The sequence below is a fragment of the Pseudomonas juntendi genome (assembly GCF_021560075.1).
Lineage (GTDB): Bacteria > Pseudomonadota > Gammaproteobacteria > Pseudomonadales > Pseudomonadaceae > Aquipseudomonas > Aquipseudomonas juntendi.
On sequence record NZ_CP091088.1, the window covers coordinates 5,062,192 to 5,083,544 of the forward strand.

A 21,353-nucleotide genomic window follows, 5' to 3' on the forward strand; every position below is an offset into this window, starting at 1 on the left:
CGCGCGGGCGGCGCTCGATCTCACAGGCGATGAAGCCCTCAAAGAAAGCACACCCTCCAGGTCGTGCACCATACCGGTGCACCAATACCAAAATCCGCATCTAAAAAGTGCACATTCCAAGCCCAGCCCCCCGCAAAATGCCTGCAAACGCCCCCTTTTATCCCGCCCTCGCCATTTTCGGGCACTGGCATGCAATTTGCTCCCTTGTGAGGCAGGTAAGCTTGGCCGACTATCCGCGCCCGGCAACACCCTTTTTCCAGGGCAGCGGCCCACCGCGCTCTAGACCATCCGGAGGACAACATGTCGAAGTCGGTTCAACTCATCAAAGATCATGACGTCAAGTGGATTGATCTGCGTTTCACGGACACCAAAGGTACTCAGCACCACGTGACCATGCCGGCGCGCGATGCGCTGGACGAAGACTTCTTCGAAGTCGGCAAGATGTTCGACGGTTCCTCCATCGCTGGCTGGAAAGGCATCGAAGCTTCCGACATGATCCTGATGCCGGTTGACGAAACCGCCGTGCTGGACCCGTTCACCGAAGAACCAACCTTGATCATCACCTGCGACATCGTCGACCCGTCGAGCATGCAGGGCTACGACCGCGACCCACGTGCCATCGCCAAGCGTGCCGAAGAGTACCTGAAGAGCACCGGCATCGGTGACACTGTCTTCGCCGGCCCGGAGCCAGAGTTCTTCATCTTCGACGAAGTCAAGTTCCAGTCGGACATCTCCGGCTCGATGTTCAAGATCTTCTCCGAGCAAGGCTCGTGGATGACCGGCGCTGACGTGGAAGGCGGCAACAAAGGCCACCGCCCAGGCGTGAAAGGCGGCTACTTCCCAGTTCCGCCGTTCGACCACGACCACGAAATCCGTACTGCCATGTGCAACGCACTGGAAGAAATGGGCCAGACCGTCGAAGTTCACCACCACGAAGTGGCAACTGCCGGCCAGAACGAAATCGGTGTCAAGTTCAACACCCTGGTGAAGAAGGCTGACGAAGTCCAGGCGCTGAAATACGTTGTGCACAACGTTGCCGACGCCTACGGCCGTACCGCTACCTTCATGCCGAAGCCACTGTACGGCGACAACGGTTCGGGCATGCACGTCCACATGTCGATCTGGAAAGACGGCAAGAACACCTTCTCCGGCGAAGGCTATGCCGGCCTGTCCGACACCGCCCTGTACTTCATCGGCGGTATCATCAAGCACGGTAAGGCCCTGAACGGCTTCACCAACCCGTCGACCAACTCGTACAAGCGTCTGGTTCCAGGTTTCGAAGCCCCGGTGATGCTGGCCTACTCGGCGCGCAACCGTTCCGCTTCGATCCGCATTCCTTACGTCGGCAGCCCTAAAGCCCGCCGTATCGAAGCCCGCTTCCCGGACCCATCGGCCAACCCGTACCTGGCCTTCGCAGCGCTGCTGATGGCTGGCCTGGACGGTATCCAGAACAAGATCCACCCAGGCGACGCGGCCGACAAGAACCTGTACGACCTGCCGCCAGAAGAAGCCAAGAACATCCCGCAAGTGTGCGGCAGCCTGAAAGAAGCGCTGGAAGAGCTGGATAAAGGCCGTGCGTTCCTGACCAAGGGCGGCGTGTTCTCCGACGACTTCATCGACGCCTTCATCGAGCTCAAGAGCGAAGAAGAAATCAAGGTCCGCACCTTCGTGCACCCGCTGGAATACGAGCTGTACTACAGCTGCTGATCTGATCGGCGCCCGGCGCCGGTGAGCTGATCAAACGGCCTCCCTCGGGAGGCCGTTTTCGTTTCTGCCGTCACTATTTTCGGAAGCGTCCTACCCCCGAGGATCAGCCAACACCGCCACACTCGGGCCTTCACCCTATGCTCTGGAGGTCTGTCATGCGTCATTTCCCCTTCGCCGCAGTGGCTGTATTGGCCCTGACCGGTTGCACTGCAGAAGCCCCGCCGGATACGGCGCTGTCCGCCCTGCTCGACAACATCGAACGGCGCCTGGCCCTGGCTGAAGCCGTGGCGCTGCACAAGTGGGACACTGGCCAGCCCGTGCAGGCAACGCTGCGCGAGCAACAAGTGCTGGCGAATGTCCGTGCTGCCGCACCTGGCCACGGCCTGGCACCACAACGCGCCGAGGCGTTTTTCGCCGACCAGATGGAAGCCAACAAGTTGCTGCAATACACCCTGCTGTCCGACTGGCACCGCGAGGGCGCGGCGCCGCACACGCAACGCCGCGACTTGCAGACTGACATCCGCCCGCAACTGGATGACCTGCAGGGCACACTCCTGCAAAGGCTGGCAGCCTTCGACCGTGAGCCCGGGGCAGGCTGCAGCACACGGCTGGCCAAGGAACTGGCCGGCCGGTCCGCGCCCCAACCACTGCACCAGGCCTTGGTTCGCGCCACCGGTCAATTGTGCGATAAATCCTGAAAGCTCTATGCTCCTTATTGGTGCATTCTTGCGAGCGACGCCCTTGAATGCACCCCAAAAAAGGTCACAAGAAACGTTAAACCAGGACATTCTGGTGCGAATCTGCGCGATTTCGGGTGCTGATCGGACAATTCCGCTTCTTTTCGGAGCTTTGGTTTGTTTCTTGCATTTTATGCACTGAAACTGGAATCAGCGGATTCACTGCGCCCCGGGTTCTGGCTGCACCCTGCCAGACAAGCGCCAAAAGAGGTCAACGACGCCTTATGACCATCAGCGATGCACAGCACCGTCTGCTTCTGGACAACCTGACCACCGCCACGCTATTGCTCAACGGTGAGCTGCGCCTGGAATACATGAACCCAGCTGCAGAAATGTTGCTGGCGGTCAGTGGCCAGCGCAGTCACGGGCAGTTCATCAGCGAACTGTTCACTGAATCGACCGAGGCGCTCAGCTCATTGCGCCAGGCGGTGGAACAGGCGCACCCGTTTACCAAACGCGAAGCACAACTGACGTCCCTGACCGGGCAGACGATCACGGTCGACTACGCGGTAACGCCAATCCTGCACCAGGGCCAGACCCTGCTGCTGCTGGAGGTGCACCCGCGCGACCGGCTGCTGCGCATCACCAAGGAAGAGGCGCAACTGAGCAAACAGGAAACCACCAAGATGCTGGTGCGGGGCCTGGCTCACGAAATCAAGAACCCCCTCGGGGGCATCCGCGGCGCCGCCCAGCTGCTGGCCCGCGAGCTGCCCGAAGACGGCCTGCGCGACTACACCAATGTGATCATCGAAGAGGCCGACCGCCTGCGCAACCTGGTCGACCGCATGCTGGGCTCGAACAAGCTGCCTTCGCTGGCCATGACCAACATCCATGAAGTACTGGAGCGGGTCTGCAGCCTGGTCGAAGCCGAAAGCCAGGGCTGCATCACATTGGTGCGCGACTACGACCCAAGCCTGCCGGATGTCCTGATCGACCGCGAACAGATGATCCAGGCCCTGCTCAATATCGTGCGCAACGCCATGCAGGCGATCAGTTCGCAGAACGAACTGCGCCTGGGCCGCATCACCTTGCGCAGCCGCGCCTTGCGCCAGTTCACCATCGGCCACGTGCGCCATCGCCTGGTGGCCCGGGTGGAGATCATCGACAACGGCCCGGGCATCCCGCTGGAACTGCAAGACACCCTCTTCTATCCCATGGTCAGCGGTCGCCCGGACGGTACCGGGCTCGGCCTGGCCATTACCCAGAACATCATCAGCCAGCACCAGGGCCTGATCGAGTGTGAAAGCCACGCTGGCCATACCGCCTTCTCGATCTACCTGCCTCTGGAACAAGGAGCCACCGCCTCATGAGCCGAAGTGAAACCGTATGGATCGTCGACGATGATCGCTCCATCCGCTGGGTCCTGGAAAAAGCCCTGCAACAGGAAGGCATGACCACCCAGAGCTTCGATAGCGCAGACGGTGTCATGGGCCGCCTGGCCCGCCAGCAGCCGGACGTGATCATTTCCGACATCCGCATGCCGGGGGCCAGCGGCCTCGACCTGCTGGCGCAGATTCGCGAGCAGCACCCACGCCTGCCGGTCATCATCATGACCGCCCATTCCGACCTGGACAGCGCCGTGGCATCGTACCAAGGCGGCGCTTTCGAGTATCTGCCCAAGCCGTTCGACGTGGACGAGGCGGTTTCGCTGGTCAAGCGGGCCAACCAGCACGCCCAGGAGCAGCAAGGGCTGGACGTGCCACAAAGCCTGGCGCGCACGCCGGAGATCATCGGTGAAGCCCCGGCGATGCAGGAGGTGTTCCGCGCCATTGGCCGCCTCAGCCACTCCAACATCACCGTGCTGATCAATGGCGAGTCCGGTACCGGCAAAGAACTGGTAGCCCACGCCCTGCACCGCCACAGCCCGCGCGCAGCGGCACCGTTCATTGCCCTGAACATGGCCGCCATCCCCAAGGACCTGATGGAGTCCGAGCTGTTCGGCCACGAAAAAGGCGCTTTCACTGGCGCCGCCAACCTGCGCCGGGGCCGCTTCGAGCAGGCCGATGGCGGCACCCTGTTCCTCGACGAGATCGGCGACATGCCCGCCGAAACCCAGACCCGCCTGCTGCGGGTGCTGGCAGATGGCGAGTTCTACCGGGTCGGCGGCCACGTGCCGGTCAAGGTAGATGTGCGTATCATCGCCGCTACTCACCAGAACCTTGAGTCACTGGTGCAGGCTGGCAAGTTCCGCGAAGACTTGTTCCACCGCCTGAACGTGATTCGCATCCATATCCCGAGGTTGGCTGACCGGCGCGAAGACATCCCCGCACTCGCCCGCCATTTCCTTGCCCGTGCCGCTCAAGAGCTGGCGGTCGAGCCGAAGGTGCTCAAGCCGGAAACCGAGGAGTTCATCCGCAACCTGCCATGGCCGGGCAACGTGCGGCAGATGGAGAACACCTGCCGCTGGATCACCGTCATGGCCTCCAGCCGCGAGGTACTGATTGGTGACTTGCCGCCGGAGCTGCTGAACCTGCCCCAGGACGCTGCCCCCGTGACCAACTGGGAGCAGGCGCTGCGCCAGTGGGCTGACCAGGCACTGGCGCGTGGGCAATCCAACCTGCTGGACAGTGCGGTGCCAAGCTTTGAGCGGATCATGATCGAGACCGCCCTCAAGCACACCGCCGGCCGGCGCCGCGATGCGGCGCTGTTGCTAGGCTGGGGCCGCAACACCCTGACCCGCAAGATCAAGGAACTGGGGATGAATGTGGCGGGTGGCGATGATGAGGAAGGTGACGAGCACTGAGCGCTAGGTTAACCCTCGAGATCTTTGGGGCTGCTGCGCAGCCCTTTCGCGACACAAGGCCGCTCCTACACGGACCATCTGTGCCTCCGGGCTGATGGGTTACCTGTAGGAGCGGGTTCACCCGCGAAAGGGCCGGGCCTGCGGGCCAGTTTCTGCCAGGCAATGTGCATTGCCGGTACTACCGTATTCGCGGGTGAACCCGCTCCTACATCGATTGATGATGCCGGCCCGGCTCCGCAGGACTGCCGGCCACCCCCGCCCATTGTAAGCGGCCTTGTGCCGCGACAGGGCCGCAAAGTGGCCCCAGCTGTTTCAGCCTTCCGATGCACCGTTCCTGTGCCCGCTGCACCTCGCCAAGGCACAAACCCCCTCAAAAACCGGCCGAATCCCCCTCAAAGCCCAGTATTTCCGGGTTTTGCAAAACTGGCACGCCCCCTGCAATAGCTAATACATACCCAGTTTCGGGGGCCCTGGTACAGGCAGGCCGGGTGAACCCCTCTTTTATTAGCAACACCGCCGTTTTTTGGGGACCTCGGTACAGGCAGGCCGGGCCATCCCCCCTTTACACGCAGTACGCCGTAGCCCTTTTGGGGACCCTGGTACAGGCAGGCCGGGATATCCCCTCTTTTATTCCTGCAGGCTCACCTGCAGCCGCCAGCGCCCAGCGTCTTCTGCACCGGCCCATTGGCCGTGCAGGGGGCGCGCGGCCACCACCGTCAGCAACAACCCCTCCTGGCTGTTCTGCAGCCGCCAGCTTACCGGTTTGCCGTTCAGGCTCAACTGGCCCTGCCGGGCCGTGCCCTGGGCCTGGAACAGCACAGCCACTGTGCCTTGGACGTTCTCGGCATGCAGCTTGGGTTCTTCGTTGAACCACAGCGCCAGCCCATCCGGCAACACCTCTACCTGCTGCAACTGACGCTCTACAGGGGCGGTCAGGCGGCCGATCATCAGCCCCACCATCACCCCGACGATCGCCAGCGACAGCAGCATGCGCGGCAACGCCTTCGAACGCACATCCGGTTCGGGGGTAGAATGCCCGTCATCCTCTTGCTTGGAGCCGTGCATGTTTCACGTCATCCTTTTTCAACCAGAAATTCCGCCGAATACCGGCAATATCATTCGCCTGTGCGCCAACAGCGGCTGCCACCTGCACCTGATCGAACCCATCAGCTTCGAACTGGATGACAAGCGCCTGCGCCGCGCGGGGCTGGATTACCACGAGTATGCCACGCTCAAGCGCCACCAGAGCCTGGCCGAATGCCTGGAAAGCCTGGGCAACCCACGGCTGTTCGCCTTTACCACCAAGGGCTCGCACCCGTTCCACGAGGTCGCGTACCAGCCGGGTGACGCGTTCCTGTTCGGGCCGGAGAGCCGCGGGCTGCCGGCAGAAGTCCTCGACAGCCTGCCCGCCGAGCAACGCCTGCGCCTGCCCATGCGCCCAGGCTGTCGCAGCCTGAACCTGTCCAATACAGTGGCGGTGACGGTGTATGAGGCCTGGCGGCAGAACGGGTTTGCCGGGAGCTGATGTGTAAGCCTGCACTGGCCCTATCGCCGGCAAGCCGGCTCCCACAGGGACCACGTGCGGCTTCCCACACAGCCAACAAAAAAGCGCCCCTAGAGGCGCTTTTCCGATACCGGCAGCAGTTACTGAACGGTTGGCGCTTCGCCGGCTTCCTGCATGCGCTGCATTTCCTGCGCGTACAGGGCGTCGAAGTTGACCGGCGACAGCATCAGCGCCGGGAACGAACCACGGGTCACCAGGCTGTCCAGGGTCTCGCGGGCATACGGGAACAGAATGTTCGGGCAGAACGCACCCAGCGTGTGGCTCATCGAAGCCGCATCGAGGTTGGCGATGAGGAAGATACCCGCCTGCTGCACTTCAGCGATGAACGCGACTTCGTCGCCGTTCTTCACGGTGACCGACAGGGTCAGCACCACCTCATGGAAGTCGCCTTCCAGGGCCTTTTGCTTGGTGTTCAGGTCCAGGGCAACGCTTGGCTCCCAGGTCTGACGGAAGATCTGCGGGCTTTTCGGGGCCTCGAACGACAGGTCGCGCACATAGATGCGCTGCAGGGAGAACTGAGGGCTGTTGTCTTCAGCAGCAGCGCCGTTGGTCTGTTGGTCAGTCATGGCAGATCCTTATCCTAATGTTTTCGAATGCAGTGCAAATCAGGCCGCCAGCAACGCGTCGAGCTTGCCGGCGCGTTCCAGGGCATAGAGGTCATCGCATCCACCGACATGGGTACTGCCGATCCAGATCTGCGGCACCGACGTGCGGCCGGCTTTCTGGGCCATCTCGGCGCGCAGTTGCGGTTTGCCGTCGACCTTGATTTCCTCGAATGCCACGCCCTTGCTCTCGAGCAGGTACTTGGCACGCATGCAGTAGGGGCAGTAGTCGCTGGAATAAACGATGACGGGCTTCATATCACTTCACCAGGGGCAGGTTATCGGCTTTCCAGCTGGAAACGCCACCGCTCAGCTTGGCGGCGTTGTAACCGGCCTTGAGCAGATCGCGGCAAATGCTGCCGGACTGCTGGCCCATCGCGTCGACGACGATCAGGGTCTTCTCTTTGTGCTTGTCCAGCTCGGCCATGCGGTTGGCCAGCTTGTCCTGCGGAATGTTCACCGCACCCACGATGTGACCGGCGGAATACTCCTTGGCCGGGCGGATATCGATCACCAGCGCCTTGTCGGCATTGACCAGGGCAGTCAGCTGACCGTTGCTCAGGCTCTGCCCGCCACGGCGGATTTCATTGATGAGCAGCAGGACCAGCAGAATGAAGAAGATCGCAACCAGGATGTAGTGATCTGTCGCGAATTGAATCAGGTGAGCAACCATCAGCGGTGTTCCAGGCGATTGAAAATGCCGGCCAGTATACACAGCCCCTTGGTACCACCAAAGCCCGACGGGCCGGCCATCAGACCAGCTTCATGTTGCCATTGCGCGCGCGCCGGTCGGGGGATGGGACGATTATTCGCCGCACGTGGCGTATTTGCCCTAAAATGCGTTTCTTTATCATCTTTGAACAACCGTGAGTTTGATTGATGACGAGTACGCCCAAACCCCTGGTCCTGATCATCCTGGATGGCTTCGGCCACAGCGAAAGCCCTGAATACAACGCCATCTACGCCGCTAACACGCCGGTCTACGACCGCCTGCGCGCCAGCCAGCCGCATGGCCTCATTTCCGGCTCGGGCATGGATGTCGGCCTGCCGGACGGGCAGATGGGCAACTCCGAAGTCGGTCACATGAACCTGGGCGCGGGCCGCGTCGTCTATCAGGACTTCACCCGGGTGACCAAGGCCATCCGCGACGGTGAGTTCTTCCAGAACCCGGTGCTCACCGGTGCGGTGGACAAGGCTGCCGGTGCCGGCAAGGCCGTGCACATCCTTGGCCTGCTGTCCGATGGTGGCGTGCACAGCCACCAGGACCACATCGTTGCCATGGCCGAACTGGCCGCGCAGCGCGGCGCGGAAAAAATCTATCTGCACGCCTTCCTCGATGGCCGTGACACCCCGCCACGTAGCGCGCAGTCGTCCATCGAGCTGCTCGACGCCACCTTCGCCAAGCTGGGCAAGGGCCGCATCGCCAGCCTGATCGGCCGCTACTACGCCATGGACCGCGACAACCGCTGGGACCGCGTCAGCGCCGCCTATAACCTGATCGTCGACAGCAGCGCCGAATACACCGCTGACACCGCCGTGGCAGGCCTGCAAGCGGCCTACGCCCGTGACGAGAGCGACGAGTTCGTCAAGGCCACGCGCATTGGCGCAGCAGTCAAGGTCGAAGACGGCGATGCCGTGATCTTCATGAACTTCCGCGCCGACCGCGCTCGCGAGTTGTCGCGCGCCTTCGTCGAGCCCGATTTCACCGAATTCGCCCGTGCACGCCTGCCAAAAATGGCGGCCTACATCGGCCTGACCCAGTATTCGGCGAAAATCCCGGCACCCGCTGCCTTTGCCCCGTCCAGCCTGAACAATGTACTGGGCGAGTACCTGGCAAAGCACGGCAAGACCCAACTGCGTATCGCCGAAACCGAAAAATACGCCCACGTCACCTTCTTCTTCTCCGGTGGCCGCGAAGAGCCATTCGAAGGCGAAGAGCGCATCCTGATCCCATCGCCGAAGGTCGCCACCTACGACCTGCAGCCGGAAATGAGCGCACCGCAAGTGACCGACCGCATTGTCGAAGCCATCGAGCAACAGCGCTTCGACGTGATCGTGGTCAACTACGCCAACGGTGACATGGTCGGCCACACCGGCGTGTTCGAAGCGGCAGTCAAGGCTGTCGAAGCGCTGGACAACTGCGTTGGCCGCATTGTCGAGGCGCTGGACAAGGTCGGTGGCGAAGCGCTGATCACCGCCGACCACGGGAACGTCGAGCAGATGGAAGACGAGTCCACCGGCCAGGCCCACACCGCACACACCACCGAGCCGGTGCCGTTCATCTATGTCGGCAAGCGCAACGTGAAAGTGCGTGATGGCGGCGTGCTGGCCGATGTTGCGCCGACCATGTTGAAGCTGCTGGGGCTGGAAAAGCCTGCCGAAATGACCGGCACTTCGATTCTGGTAGACGCCTGACGGCTGCAAGCTGCAAGCTGCAAGCGAGAGGTGGCGCGCTTTTTCTTGCCGCTTGTAGCTTCACGCTTGCAGCTGATTCAATTTGCCCGCCCAGGCGGGCATACTAGGCCAGTCTCCATCCTTGGTACGCCAAACCCCATGCTTCGCGCCCTGATCCTCCTAGCCTTGTCATGCCTGCTCAGCCCGGCCGTCGCCGATGAGCGCGCACAGACCCAGCAGCAACTGGACGCCACCCGCCAGGACATTGCCGAGCTCAAGAAAACACTGGGCAAGCTCCAGGAAGAAAAAGCCGGTGTGCAAAAGGACCTGAAAGCCACCGAGACCGACATCGGCAACCTCGAAAAGCAGGTGGAGGCACTGCAGCAAGCGCTAAAAAAGACCGAGGGCGAGCTGGAGCGCCTTGAAACCGAGAAAAAAAAACTCCAGACCGCCCGCGTTGAACAGCAACGGCTGATCGCCATTCAGGCCCGCTCGGCCTACCAGAACAACGGTCGCGAGGAATACCTCAAGCTGCTGCTCAACCAGCAGAACCCAGAGAAATTCGCCCGCACCCTGACCTACTACGACTACATGAGCAAGGCGCGCCTGGAGCAGCTGCGCACCTTCAACGAAACCCTCCGCCAGCTGGCCAGTGTCGAGCAGCAAATGTCTGCCCATCAGCAGCAGTTGCTGGCCCAGCGTGCCGACCTCGACAGCCGCCGCCAGGCCCTGGAGAGCGAACGCGGCAAGCGCCAGCAGGTATTGGCCAAGCTCAACAGCGACATGAAAGACCGCGACCAGAAGCTCCAGGCCCGTCAGCAGGACCAGGCCGACCTGGCCAAAGTCCTCAAGACCATCGAGGAAACCCTGGCACGCCAGGCCCGCGAGGCTGAAGAGGCACGCAAGAAAGCCTTGCTGGCGCAGCAGGAAGCGGAAAAACGCCGGCAGCAAGAGGCCCTGGCCGCCGCTGCGCGCAACCAGGCGCGCGAGCCTGAAGCGCCGGCAGAGCCGCCGAAAAAGGCCCGTACCACCCTCGGGCCGATGGTTTCCAGCGACGGCGCCAACTACGGCGGTGCATTTTCTGCAGCACGGGGCAAACTTCCTTGGCCAGTCAATGGTCGATTGCTGGCACGCTTCGGCGATGCACGCGGCAACGATGCCCGGGCCAAATGGGACGGCGTGATGATCAGCGCCAACCCCGGCACACAAGTGCGCGCCGTGCACGGCGGGCGTGTGGTGTTCGCCGACTGGTTGCGCGGCGCCGGGCTTCTGGTCATTCTCGATCATGGCAACGGTTACCTGAGCCTGTACGGCCATAACCAGAGCCTGCTGAAAAGTGCCGGTGACATCGTCAAGGCCGGTGAAGCCATATCCACCGTCGGCGACAGCGGTGGCCAGGACGCGGCAGGCTTGTACTTCGCCATCCGCCAGCAGGGCCGGCCTACCGACCCTTCGCAGTGGTGCCGGGGTTAGTCAACTTTCTACGGCGCGGCCCAAACGCTGCACCGATGCTCCGCAGGGAGCGCTTACAGGATCAGGAGTCCGTTCGACATGCTGCACTCGCCTCGTCTCACCCAGTTGGCCCTGTCCATCGCCCTGGCGGTCGGCGCGCCCCTGGCCACTGCCGCGGAGCCGGCCAAGGCGGCAGCTGTGCCGGCCACCGAGGTCACTGCCAAGGCGTCACTGCCACTGGAAGAGCTGCGCACCTTCGCCGAAGTCATGGACCGCATCAAGGCGGCCTATGTCGAGCCGGTAGACGACAAGACCCTGCTGGAGAATGCCATCAAGGGCATGCTCAGCAACCTCGACCCACACTCGGCCTACCTGGGCCCCGAGGACTTCCAGGAACTGCAGGAAAGCACCAGCGGCGAGTTCGGTGGGCTGGGTATCGAAGTGGGCCAGGAAGACGGCTTCATCAAGGTGGTCTCGCCGATCGATGACACCCCGGCCTCGCGTGCAGGCGTCCAGGCCGGCGACCTGATCGTCAAGATCAACGGCGCCCCGACCCGCGGCCAGACCATGACCGAAGCGGTGGACAAGATGCGCGGCAAGGTCGGCGACAAAATCACCCTGACCCTGGTCCGCGACGGCGGTAACCCCTTCGACGTGACCCTGGCCCGCGCGGTGATCCAGGTCAAGAGCGTGAAGAGCCAGCTGCTGGAAAACGACTACGGCTATATCCGCATCACCCAGTTCCAGGTCAAGACCGGCGACGAGGTGGGCAAAGCCCTGGCCAAGCTGCGCAAGGACAACGGCAAGAAACTGCGCGGGGTGGTGCTCGACCTGCGCAACAACCCGGGTGGCGTGCTGCAATCGGCCGTGGAAGTGGCCGACCACTTCCTCACCAAGGGCCTGATCGTCTACACCAAGGGCCGCATCGCCAATTCCGAGCTGCGCTTCTCGGCCGACCCGGCCGACGCCAGCGAAGGGGTGCCACTGGTGGTGCTGATCAACGGCGGCAGCGCATCGGCTTCGGAAATTGTGGCGGGCGCACTGCAAGACCAGAAGCGCGCCGTGCTGATGGGCACCGACAGTTTCGGCAAAGGCTCGGTACAAACCGTGCTGCCATTGGCCAATGACCGCGCCCTGAAGCTGACCACCGCACTGTACTTCACCCCCAATGGCCGTTCGATCCAGGCCCAGGGTATCGTCCCCGACATCGAAGTACGTCAGGCCAAGCTCACTGCCGAGGTCGACACCGACAACTTCAAGGAAGCCGACCTGCAGGGCCACCTGGGCAACGGTAACGGCGGCGCCGACCGCCCGACCGGCAGCAGCAAGCGCAAGGAGCGCCCACAGGACGACGACTTCCAACTGAGCCAGGCACTGAGCCTGCTCAAAGGCCTCAACATCACCTCGGGCAAATGATCCAGCCCGTGCGGTACCTGCTGTGCCTGGTATTCTGCCTGTTGGCCGGGGTCGCGCAAGCGGCGCCGGCCGGCAAAGCCTACATGAGCATCATCATCGACGACCTTGGCCAGAGCCCCGAGCGGGACAGCCGCACCTTGGCCCTACCCGGCCCGGTGACCATGGCCATCATGCCCGACACCCCGCATGCAACCGACTTCGCCCGCCAAGCGCACAGGGCTGGCAAAACGGTGATCCTGCACATGCCCATGGACCCGGCCACCGGGCCCTATGCCTGGCACCCCGGCATCGCCGGCGAAGAGCTGGCCCGGCGCCTGGACAGCGCGCTGCTCAAGGTGCCTTACGCGGCCGGCATCAACAACCACATGGGCAGCCGCATGACGGCCCAGCGCGAACCCATGGCCTGGCTGATGGGCGAATTGCAGCGCCGCCACCTGTTCTTCGTCGACAGCCGTACCAGTGCCGCCACCGTCGCGGCTGCAGAAGCACAGGCGCAAGGCCTGGCGCATGTCTCGCGGGATGTGTTTCTCGATGACGTGCGCACCACCGAAGCCATTGCCGGGCAGTTGCAACAAGGCGTGGCCCTGGCGCACAAGCAAGGCTCGGCAGTGCTGATCGGCCACCCTTACCCGCAAACGCTGGAGGTGCTGGCCCGCGAACTGCCCCGCCTGAAAAGCCAGGGCATCACGCTGCTGGGTCTGCCACAGATGATTGCCGAGCGGAGCAACCAGGCCATGCCGGCGCATGGCCGGCACGGCCGCTACAGCAACCGATGAACCTGGGTTCGGCCAGAAGCAAGCCGCCCCGAACCTACTGTGCTGTTGGACGATCGAAAGGAATGATCCCCGTGGCTTGCTGTAGTGTCAGCTTGCCGCGGTAAAGCTGCTGCCCTGTATCCCTGGCAACCTGGCTGCTCAGGTAACGCTGGGCCCACACCTTCAGGTGCCCCGAAGTAAAATCCCGGGCGTAGGCAGCCTGCGACCGCAAATGGAAATGCACAGCCCAGAGTTTACGGTTGTTTGACAAGAGCTGGACCAGGTACTCATCGAAAGCGCTACCGTCCGCCATGACATGCCGCTTGAGGTATACGACCTTGATCGCCTTCAAATCGTGAAGAAAGCGCAGGGCTTCGGCAGTGGGGCGGCGGGTGCGGGTGTACAGGGTGGTAAGTTGCACCTCCTTCTCTGTACGCAGCGCATCCACTTCCTGTTCCAAGGTCCTGATCAGCGCATCGTCGCCACCGGCATCGCGCACTACGCTCACAGCCTCGGTCAGTTTGTTCAGCTGAAGATCGTATATCCTGGCCACCAGCGACCCGCTGATATCGATCTCGACATAGGCCTTGGCTGAGGCTCGATGGTCATTGCTCTTATTCAGTAGAGACTGCACCCAACTAGCGAGATCGGCTAGGGGGGCTTCGTCGGACAACGATGGCTGCTGGACCTCGCGCCACTCGCCATCTACTTGTTCAAAGGTGGCCAATACCTTATCGCTGATCTTCTCACGCACCTCGAGCAAGGGTTGCCCTTCGATAACGTTGCCGATCATCAGTTGGCCCTGGCCGTTACGCACCAACCGCTGCGGCACGCGGGACGCCGGATAAGGCCTACGCCCGGTCGGTAGAAGGGGGTGATCCTGCTCATCATACGCTATGCCCAGACGTACGTTCACATCGAGCTTGAGCTTGCTGATGTGCTCCCGATAGCGCTTGATCATGGCCGGTTCGATCAACGCCCCACCCTCTCGGCAAACGCGATCGCTGTTGACCAGTGCAGCACTGTATTCGTCCCAGGCTTCGTGGAGGATGACGACCCTGTCCTGCGCCGGCAGGTTGGAGAAGGCCAGCTCGCCGTGGGCTTCGGCCGCGTTGCGCAGGCTTGAGCTGGCCAGGTCAGCTTTGTAGCCTGCAAGTACGTCTGGCCGGTCGCTTTCCAGGTGCAGCGCCAGCTCGGCCAGATTCACGACCTGGTGTAAACGCAGTTGAACTGTACTGACGCGGCGCTTGGCAATTATGTCTGCGACGGTGCGTTTGGCGTTGCCCCCCCAATCCTGTACCTCGAAATCTTCCGGCGTTTCGGTCAACAATTGATCCAGCTGCTCACTCCCGACCAACATGCGATCCTGCACGTCGATCACGACTTGCTGTTTGACGCGTAACTTCTCATACAAATCCGCGAATTCACGGACTGGCCGCCCATCCAGCGCGTTTTGCATCTCCACAAGTTCGGGGTAATTCGCAAGGCTCCAGAGCTCGGTGAAAATAATCTCGGCATCGTTGATAGCGCTGTTGCGAACAACTTTATCGTGCTCGGCAAGCACCCCGTCCCAGCCCCCCTTTTCCCGCTCACGGGCAAATTTGTCTTCTCGCATGGTCGCGTGCAGCGCCAGTATTTCAATATCGGCGCCGACCGCAGCTTCCAGCTCCTTCAGCATCAGGTTCATCTGTGTGAAGTGGTCCTGCTCGAACGTAATCTTGCGCTCATCGTAAAGCGCGAGCGTTGTGCGCAACTGCGACTTCCCCGCCTCGTCTTCGGCGGGCAACGCGGCCAGCCTTTCGGATGCGTTGGCCCGAAGTTCCCTGAGTTTCAGCAGTTTTTCGCGCAATTCCTGCGCAGCTCTGGCAAAAGGCCCGGCTTGCTCTCTGGCCTCCCGGGCGCGGTTGTCAAGGCGACTTATCTTTTGGTGCAAGTCGCGAAACCGAGCACTCAGCCTCTCTTGAGTAAATTTTGGCCCCATGCCACCCCGCAGACCAAGCGCCGTGTCCACACGCCACGCGCCGTCGACGAAACGCAGCCAGGGCCCCGCGGCTCCGCCACCATCGACCACCCGTACACCCTCTGGCAACCGCTCCACGCGGTAGGTATCACTGGCCAGGGCTACATAATGATCGCCGTCGATCAGGTACAAGCCCGTCGCCGTACCTTGGTTCAAGGGCTGCACGCCCGCAAGCGAGACCGGTGCACGCATGGCCCTGAGTGCTTCGCGCTGTTCGCGCGGCAACCAGTTGAAGCCACTCTGGCCTCGCCATGAAAAATCGAGCCAGCGGCTCGGCAGCGCTTGGCCAGGCACAGGCGTTTCCTCGATAGGCGCGATTGCAATTTCGGCAAATGCGCCGCGCTGCGCCTCAGGCCCCTCGACCTCCGCCGCACCGGGCAATGCATAGGCGGGAAAGGCTTTGGCGGGTTGCCTGGCATGCAGCAACACCATGCCCAGGTTCAATATCAGGTCAACCGTTGCCGCCGACCGATCAAACTCATTGCCACGCTCCAAGGCCTCAATGTCTTGCTGCAACGCGTTGAGCAATTGCACCAACCAGGCCACCGAGGCCACAGGCCCCCGAAGCGCCAAGGTCACGACATCGAACAACAGCCATGCCCCCTCGCACAAGGTCTGCCAGCGGCTCTCGGCGTTGGACACAGACTGTTCATCAGCGAGCGTCAGCAGCAGGTCCCGATTGGCTGTATAAAGTTTCTCGTCAATGTTGCTACGCCAGAATTCGATCGCCAGCCTGGCAGGTTCCGGACGCTCAGGCAGCGCATAGGGGTCGATGCCGATGACGCTGATGTGCGGTTCGCGGAAACCACCATGGTCGTAGACAGGCCTGGCGCTGGGCTGCATCCAGTCAAGAATACTCTCCTGCAAAATCTCCGATTCACGCACGTGTTCGAGCAAAGCCGAGAGGCTGGCATATTCACGCAGCGTGTCTTTGGCGAACAAGGGCCGGTACAGCAACACCAGCGAGGGTTCCGCGCAAAACAGAATGTACATGCAGCGTACCGGGTCCGTGACCCTGGACGCTGCGCTACGCCTGAACGCCAGCGGAAACAGGATCATGCGCGGCGCGTCGGGGTCGACGTGCCCCGCACAATAGTCGACCACGCATTGCAGGCCTGGCTCTTTGATCTTGCCGTCCATCTTGGCAGTGAGTGCAGCGGCCAGCAGTGCTGCACGCCATTCCCGCCCCAGGCGCGTGACCCGGTCCGCGCGCTTGGCCGGATCGTCCAGTTGCGCCGCGACATAGGCAGGATAATGGCTACCGATATCCACTTTGGTCACGAGGGCTCTGGCGGCGTCGGCATCGAGCCATGCCGGTGCCTCACCCCCGCCACGCAGGTAAATGCGCTCGATTGCCGCCCCCTTGAGCGACGCGAGGTTGCCAATGGCAAATTCGGTGAGCGTCTTGCTCCCGGCGAAGGCCAATGGCTCGCCGCCGCCGGTGCCTGTGCCCGCCCCACCAGGGATCCCACGGGCCAGGTAAAGGTCGAATACAAGATCGTCCGGCGAGTTGTCTGCCCCGTGATCCTCGCGGATCTGCCTGGTCAGCCGTTGACGGGCGTAATCGGTCAGCGACTGAACGCCATCCAGTGCTGAGACCCCACCCGAGTCGAGCTGGTAAAGCGCGAGCTGCAGCAAGGCAGCGCTGCAGGCAAAACTGTCCTGCGCACTGGCCATCAACCCAGGGGGAGGTTGCACTGCCGGGGTTTCATCCGGGTACCCCACGAACCACGAAGAAGGGTCGCCAAGCTGGTCAAAACGCTGCTCAAGGGCCGGAACATCCTGGATATCGGCATAACGCGCAAGCTCGACCCTGGCGAGCACCGTATCGAGCAGCAGCGAGACCTGCTGGGCAAACACATTGCCAGTGGCGGGATAGCGTTGCCAACTCATCCGTTCGAAGGCGTAGCGTTGCGCCAGTTCGTCACGCAAGGCCAGGCCAAACGCGTGCAACGACTTGAAACTGCGTACTATCCCCGAAGGTGCGCACCACAGGATGACCTCACGCTCATCCCACTCGGCGGCAATCAGCATCTGGCATTGCAGTTGATCGTATTGCATGGAGGCACTGGTCAGCCGGGTCTGCACGAAGTACACCGCGGGCTGCTCATCACCGCCGTGCAGCAGGCCGCGGATACAGGCCTGCTCCTGCGGGTCCAGTCCCTGCCAGGGCAAGCTGCGCAGTAGCGCGAGCTTGAGCAGCAACTGCAACCATTCGTCGCGACTCACCCCGGCGCTGCCCTTGCCTCGCCAGAACTCGAGCTGGGCCTCGCAGAAGTGTCGTGGCAAGTCCTCAACCAGCTGGCTCAGGGCAGCTGACAAGTCAGGCAACTGCCGGGTGTCGAACTCGCTCGACGAGCCGGCAAAACGATGGCTGCCGGTGAGCCCGAGGTTGTAATGGCGCCCATCCGCCAGTGGCGCCAGGCTCAACGCCTGGGGGTCGAGCAAGGCTTCCAGAACCCGGTCCACAAAGGGTGTGGTGGTCCAATACGCAGTAGCGGGGTCTGGGCTGTCCAGCATCAGTGGGTCAGCATTTGTCAGGGCTGGCGTGGTGTTGGCCAACCATGGCAAGTGCGGCAGCAGCACGCGCAGTAGCTGCGCACTGGCGACCTGGCGCAGGGTCGGCCGGCCGTCGAACTGCCCGGCCACGGCCTGGCGGAAATCGAAGGGGGGTATCTTGTAACTCGTCATGCTGGGTGCCTCCGCTGAAAAAACGCAGGCTGCGGTATTCAGGTGCGATACCCGCGCTACATATTGCTCAAAAAAAAGGCCTTGCACGGTGGGCAAGGCCTTTTCTTCATTGCAGCAGCGTCAGCTGTACACTCGCCCCAGCAACTGGCGATGGCTTTCGAACTGGTCCAGCACGTCACGCACGATCTGCTCGGGCGCAAAGCCCATCAGGTCGTACTCCTGGCTGCCGTCGTGCAGGTACACCTCGGCACGGTAGAAGCGTTGACGGACTTCCGGCTCGCCTTCCACCGGCGCCTCGCTGGGTGCCGCCAGGTAGCCGTCCAGGCTCACTTCGTAGACGAACGGGTTACCTTCTTCCATCATCACCCGCAGGCCCATCATGTCGCGCGCCTGGCCGACACGGGACTCCACGTCGAAGCCCAGGGTCTGCAACTGCGCAGCAGCCTCTTTCAGGGCCGGGCTGACCTGCTTGTCCATGAAGCGCTGCACCACGGCCTGGGTCGGCTGCAGCTCCAGCTGGGTCAGCCGCTCACTGAACCCACGTCGGCCACGGGCAGCCAGTTCGGCGCGCTCCTGCTCTACCACCACGTCCTGTTTCATGGCCTTGTACAGGCCGAACATGAACAGCACCAGCACCACCGAGAATGGCAAGCCCGCCAGCACGACCATGGTTTGCATGGCCTCGAAATTACCGGCGAACAGCAAACCGATGGTCACCAGGGTGATCACCACCGACCAGAACACCACCATCCAGTGCGGGGCATCCTCGTCGACCTTGCCGCCTTTGCAGGACAGGTTGGCCATCATCACCGCACCGGAATCGGCCGGGGTCAGGAACAGCACGAAGCCAACGAACACCGCCACCCCGATCACGAGCTTGGCTGCCGGGAAGTATTCCAGCAGTTGGTAGATCGACATCGAGGGTTGTTCCAGCGCAGTCTTGCCCAGCTCGACCGCGCCCTGGTTGATCACCAGGTCCAGCGCCGTGTTACCGAAAATCGACAACCAGGCCAAGGTGAAGCCCAGCGGGATCAGCAGCACACCCATGACCAGCTGGCGCACGGTGCGGCCTTTGGAAATACGGGCGATGAACATGCCTACGAACGGGCCCCAGGAGATCCACCAGGCCCAGTAGAACACGGTCCACAGGCCCAACCAGCGTTCGGACTTGCCAGCCTCGCCCTCATACACGTACAGGTCGAAGGTTTTCAGCACGATACCGTTGAGGTAATCGCCTACGTTCTGCACGAAGCCGTTCAGCAGGTGCAGGGTTTCGCCGCCCAGCAGGACGAAGATCAGCAAGCCGCTGAACAGCATGATGTTCAGGTTGGACAGGCGGCGAATGCCGTTTTCCACACCCGAAACCGCCGCCACGGTAGCCACGCCAGCCATCACCAGGATCACCACCAGCAGGTTGGTCTTGCTGTGGTCCATGCCGAACAGGTACTCCAGCCCGGACGACACCTGCATGGCACCGATGCCCAGGTTGGTGACCAGGCCCAACAGGGTGACGAACATGCCGAAGATGTCCACGGCATTGCCGGCGGCACCCTTGACCCAACGTTCGCCGACCAGGGGGTACAACGCCGAGCGCAGCGCCAGCGGCTGGTTATGCCGGTAGGCGAAGTAGCCCACGGCCAGGCCGACCAGCGCATAGATCGCCCAGCCATGCAGGCCCCAGTGCAGGAAGGTCAGCTGCAGGCCCTGGCGCGCAGCTTCGAGGCTTGCCGGGGTGCCCTCCGGTGGGTTGAAGTAGTGGTCCAGGGGCTCGGAGGCGCCAAAATACAGCAGCGAAATACCGATGCCCGAGGAGAACAGCATGCCGGCCCAGGCGCCATAGCTGAAGTCGGGCTGGTCGTCCTTGCCGCCGAGCTTGAGGCTGCCGTAATCGGAGAAGGCCAGGTAGACGACGAACAGCAGGTAACCGCAGATCACCAGCATGTAGTACCAGCCAAAGGTGCGCGTCAGCCACTTCTGGGCCACGCCCAGCACCTGGCCGGCAGTTTCGGGTACAGCGATCAGCAAGGCAGTCAGAACAAGGATCATCAGCGCCGAGGTGAAGAACACCACGCGGTTGACCCGTACCCTCTCGGCGGGGGGCTTGGTAAGTGAGGCAGAACTCATTGCACGAATGCTCCGGGCAGTGCGGCTGTGGAGGCTAATCATTCTTTCCCGAGCAATTGGTGGAATATCCCCACTGCATCAGGTGTTATAAAAGCACCCTGGAAACCGTGATCCCGAATCGATACGTTGCAAAAAACAGACAGGTGGTCTGCTGCAAATGCCACGCTTTACCCGCTGGGTGCGCGCATTTGTCACAGATCACCCCGCCCGCTCCAAGGGCCCGCCGCAGGGCCGGGGCCACGTGGCAGAATCTGCATTTCGCATCGCTGATGCCCGTCAACGCCTTGTATTACGGGGGTTACGCGATTTCCTGGGGTGTCAATTCGTGCCTGCTCGACGACCTGAAAGACTGTCAATGGCACAAATTGTCGCAGAGCTTATTCTTTATTGATTGAACGTTCAATCAAAACAAAATAGACTGGTCTTCGCCGAGTCAGCCGCCTGTCGCCTGCTCGCAGGCCTGAGGAGATAGCAAGATGCCCAAGGTCGGTATGCAACCCATCCGCCGCCAGCAGTTGATCGAAGCCACGTTGCAGGCTGTCGACCAGGTCGGCCTGGGGGACGCCAGCATTGCGCTGATTGCCCGTTTGGCCGGGGTGTCGAACGGCATCATCAGTCACTACTTTCGGGACAAGAACGGCCTGATAGCAGCGACGATGGGTTACATCATGAATATGCTCAACGAAGGCGTTCGAGCACGTCGCCAGGCCCTGACGGACGACAGCCCGCGCGCTCACCTGAAAGTGATCATCGAGGGCAACTTCGATGCCAGCCAGGTGAACGGCCCGGCGATGAAAACCTGGTTGGCCTTTTGGGCTTCCAGCATGCACCAGCCCGATTTGCACAGGTTGCAACGGATCAACGACCACCGTTTGTACTCTAACCTGTGTTGCCAGTTTCGCCGTGCCTTGCCGCTTTACCATGCGCGCAAGGCCGCCCGTGGCCTGGCAGCCCTGATCGACGGTCTGTGGCTGCGCGGTGCCTTGTCGGGTGATGCATTCGACACTGGCCAGGCAGTACGGATTGCTTACGAATACATGGATCTACAACTGGCTAAGCAGCACACCCTGGGCACCAACGACCCGGCTGCTGAACAAGCGCGCACGGCCCTTGCCCACCCGGCAGGAGCGTGACGCAAAGCCAAACCA

Annotated in this window: 16 protein-coding genes and 1 pseudogene; 10 read left to right on the top strand and 7 right to left on the bottom strand. The window is 62.1% G+C overall.

Annotated elements, in window-relative coordinates; translation table 11 throughout:
- Positions 1–300 precede the first annotated feature (300 nt).
- The 4 genes from glnA to ntrC all read left to right on the top strand — a co-directional run bounded on the left by glnA (position 301) and on the right by ntrC (position 5,187).
- Positions 301–1,707 carry a type I glutamate--ammonia ligase gene (gene glnA, locus L1P09_RS23395; protein ID WP_009685006.1) on the top strand — a complete coding sequence of 469 codons (1,407 nt, stop codon included), beginning with the start codon at positions 301–303 and terminating at the stop codon, positions 1,705–1,707.
- Positions 1,708–1,862: 155 nt separating this feature from the next.
- Positions 1,863–2,405, top strand: a complete 543-nt coding sequence (locus L1P09_RS23400; protein WP_182389455.1) for a chorismate mutase — start codon at positions 1,863–1,865, stop codon at positions 2,403–2,405.
- Positions 2,406–2,668: 263 nt separating this feature from the next.
- Complete coding sequence (gene glnL / locus L1P09_RS23405) at positions 2,669–3,754, top strand: nitrogen regulation protein NR(II) (RefSeq protein ID WP_054905873.1); 1,086 nt, start codon at positions 2,669–2,671, stop codon at positions 3,752–3,754.
- Positions 3,751–5,187, top strand: a complete 1,437-nt coding sequence (ntrC, locus tag L1P09_RS23410) for a nitrogen regulation protein NR(I) (protein WP_009685003.1) — start codon at positions 3,751–3,753, stop codon at positions 5,185–5,187. Before glnL ends, ntrC begins: the two co-directional genes overlap by 4 nt.
- A gap of 627 nt (positions 5,188–5,814) precedes the next feature.
- On the opposite strand, the gene L1P09_RS23415 is transcribed toward ntrC, so the two are convergent.
- Positions 5,815–6,252 carry a hypothetical protein gene (locus L1P09_RS23415; RefSeq protein WP_054905874.1) on the bottom strand — a complete coding sequence of 146 codons (438 nt, stop codon included), beginning with the start codon at positions 6,250–6,252 and terminating at the stop codon, positions 5,815–5,817.
- On the opposite strand from L1P09_RS23415, the gene trmL reads away from it, so the two are divergent.
- Positions 6,251–6,712 (top strand): tRNA (uridine(34)/cytosine(34)/5-carboxymethylaminomethyluridine(34)-2'-O)-methyltransferase TrmL, encoded by a 462-nt coding sequence (gene trmL / locus L1P09_RS23420; protein ID WP_009685001.1) that lies wholly within the window; start codon positions 6,251–6,253, stop codon positions 6,710–6,712. The two genes, L1P09_RS23415 and trmL, sit on opposite strands and share 2 nt — an antisense overlap.
- 119 nt (positions 6,713–6,831) lie before the next feature.
- Here trmL and secB read toward each other — a convergent pair whose 3' ends face one another.
- From secB to L1P09_RS23435, 3 genes are read right to left on the bottom strand one after another with little or no spacing between them, the layout of a single operon-like run.
- Positions 6,832–7,317, bottom strand: coding sequence for a protein-export chaperone SecB (secB, locus tag L1P09_RS23425; protein WP_009685000.1), 486 nt, complete (start codon positions 7,315–7,317; stop codon positions 6,832–6,834).
- A 39-nt stretch (positions 7,318–7,356) separates the two neighbouring features.
- Positions 7,357–7,611: a glutaredoxin 3 gene (gene grxC / locus L1P09_RS23430; RefSeq protein ID WP_029886544.1), complete on the bottom strand. Its 255-nt coding sequence runs from the start codon at positions 7,609–7,611 to the stop codon at positions 7,357–7,359.
- A 1-nt stretch (position 7,612) separates the two neighbouring features.
- Positions 7,613–8,026: a rhodanese-like domain-containing protein gene (locus L1P09_RS23435; RefSeq protein ID WP_054905875.1), complete on the bottom strand. Its 414-nt coding sequence runs from the start codon at positions 8,024–8,026 to the stop codon at positions 7,613–7,615.
- Positions 8,027–8,232: 206 nt separating this feature from the next.
- Between L1P09_RS23435 and gpmM the strand changes: the two genes are divergently transcribed.
- From gpmM to L1P09_RS23455, 4 genes are all read left to right on the top strand, one after another.
- Positions 8,233–9,768 (top strand): 2,3-bisphosphoglycerate-independent phosphoglycerate mutase, encoded by a 1,536-nt coding sequence (gpmM, locus tag L1P09_RS23440; RefSeq protein WP_054905876.1) that lies wholly within the window; start codon positions 8,233–8,235, stop codon positions 9,766–9,768.
- A 138-nt stretch (positions 9,769–9,906) separates the two neighbouring features.
- Positions 9,907–11,220, top strand: coding sequence for a murein hydrolase activator EnvC family protein (locus tag L1P09_RS23445; protein WP_235768173.1), 1,314 nt, complete (start codon positions 9,907–9,909; stop codon positions 11,218–11,220).
- A gap of 78 nt (positions 11,221–11,298) precedes the next feature.
- Positions 11,299–12,615 carry a S41 family peptidase gene (locus L1P09_RS23450; protein WP_235768175.1) on the top strand — a complete coding sequence of 439 codons (1,317 nt, stop codon included), beginning with the start codon at positions 11,299–11,301 and terminating at the stop codon, positions 12,613–12,615.
- Between the two features lie 8 nt (positions 12,616–12,623).
- Entirely contained in the window at positions 12,624–13,391 is a 768-nt protein-coding gene (locus L1P09_RS23455) for a divergent polysaccharide deacetylase family protein (protein WP_054905878.1), read from the top strand.
- A 34-nt stretch (positions 13,392–13,425) separates the two neighbouring features.
- Here the strand turns inward: L1P09_RS23455 and L1P09_RS23460 are convergent, their stop codons facing one another.
- From L1P09_RS23460 to L1P09_RS23465, 3 genes and pseudogenes are all read right to left on the bottom strand, one after another.
- Positions 13,426–18,081 carry a dermonecrotic toxin domain-containing protein gene (locus tag L1P09_RS23460; protein ID WP_235768177.1) on the bottom strand — a complete coding sequence of 1,552 codons (4,656 nt, stop codon included), beginning with the start codon at positions 18,079–18,081 and terminating at the stop codon, positions 13,426–13,428.
- 120 nt (positions 18,082–18,201) lie between these two features.
- Positions 18,202–18,666, bottom strand: a complete 465-nt coding sequence (locus tag L1P09_RS26465) for a hypothetical protein (protein ID WP_390898555.1) — start codon at positions 18,664–18,666, stop codon at positions 18,202–18,204.
- A pseudogene (locus L1P09_RS23465) lies at positions 18,611–20,148 on the bottom strand (BCCT family transporter). The gene L1P09_RS26465 and the pseudogene L1P09_RS23465 overlap by 56 nt, the downstream one beginning before the upstream one ends.
- A gap of 533 nt (positions 20,149–20,681) precedes the next feature.
- Between L1P09_RS23465 and betI the strand changes: the two are divergent.
- Positions 20,682–21,338: a transcriptional regulator BetI gene (betI, locus tag L1P09_RS23470; RefSeq protein ID WP_009684989.1), complete on the top strand. Its 657-nt coding sequence runs from the start codon at positions 20,682–20,684 to the stop codon at positions 21,336–21,338.
- The last annotated feature ends 15 nt before the right edge of the window (positions 21,339–21,353 follow it).

Coding starts and splice junctions, on each gene's coding strand:
- glnA (WP_009685006.1), top strand. CDS start 301: ATGTCGAAGTCGGTTCAACTCATCAAAGATCATGACGTCAAGTGGATT.
- L1P09_RS23445 (WP_235768173.1), top strand. CDS start 9,907: ATGCTTCGCGCCCTGATCCTCCTAGCCTTGTCATGCCTGCTCAGCCCG.
- secB (WP_009685000.1), bottom strand. CDS start 7,317: ATGACTGACCAACAGACCAACGGCGCTGCTGCTGAAGACAACAGCCCT.
- ntrC (WP_009685003.1), top strand. CDS start 3,751: ATGAGCCGAAGTGAAACCGTATGGATCGTCGACGATGATCGCTCCATC.
- betI (WP_009684989.1), top strand. CDS start 20,682: ATGCCCAAGGTCGGTATGCAACCCATCCGCCGCCAGCAGTTGATCGAA.
- L1P09_RS23400 (WP_182389455.1), top strand. CDS start 1,863: ATGCGTCATTTCCCCTTCGCCGCAGTGGCTGTATTGGCCCTGACCGGT.
- L1P09_RS23460 (WP_235768177.1), bottom strand. CDS start 18,081: ATGACGAGTTACAAGATACCCCCCTTCGATTTCCGCCAGGCCGTGGCC.
- glnL (WP_054905873.1), top strand. CDS start 2,669: ATGACCATCAGCGATGCACAGCACCGTCTGCTTCTGGACAACCTGACC.
- trmL (WP_009685001.1), top strand. CDS start 6,251: ATGTTTCACGTCATCCTTTTTCAACCAGAAATTCCGCCGAATACCGGC.
- grxC (WP_029886544.1), bottom strand. CDS start 7,611: ATGAAGCCCGTCATCGTTTATTCCAGCGACTACTGCCCCTACTGCATG.
- gpmM (WP_054905876.1), top strand. CDS start 8,233: ATGACGAGTACGCCCAAACCCCTGGTCCTGATCATCCTGGATGGCTTC.
- L1P09_RS23450 (WP_235768175.1), top strand. CDS start 11,299: ATGCTGCACTCGCCTCGTCTCACCCAGTTGGCCCTGTCCATCGCCCTG.
- L1P09_RS23415 (WP_054905874.1), bottom strand. CDS start 6,252: ATGCACGGCTCCAAGCAAGAGGATGACGGGCATTCTACCCCCGAACCG.
- L1P09_RS23435 (WP_054905875.1), bottom strand. CDS start 8,026: ATGGTTGCTCACCTGATTCAATTCGCGACAGATCACTACATCCTGGTT.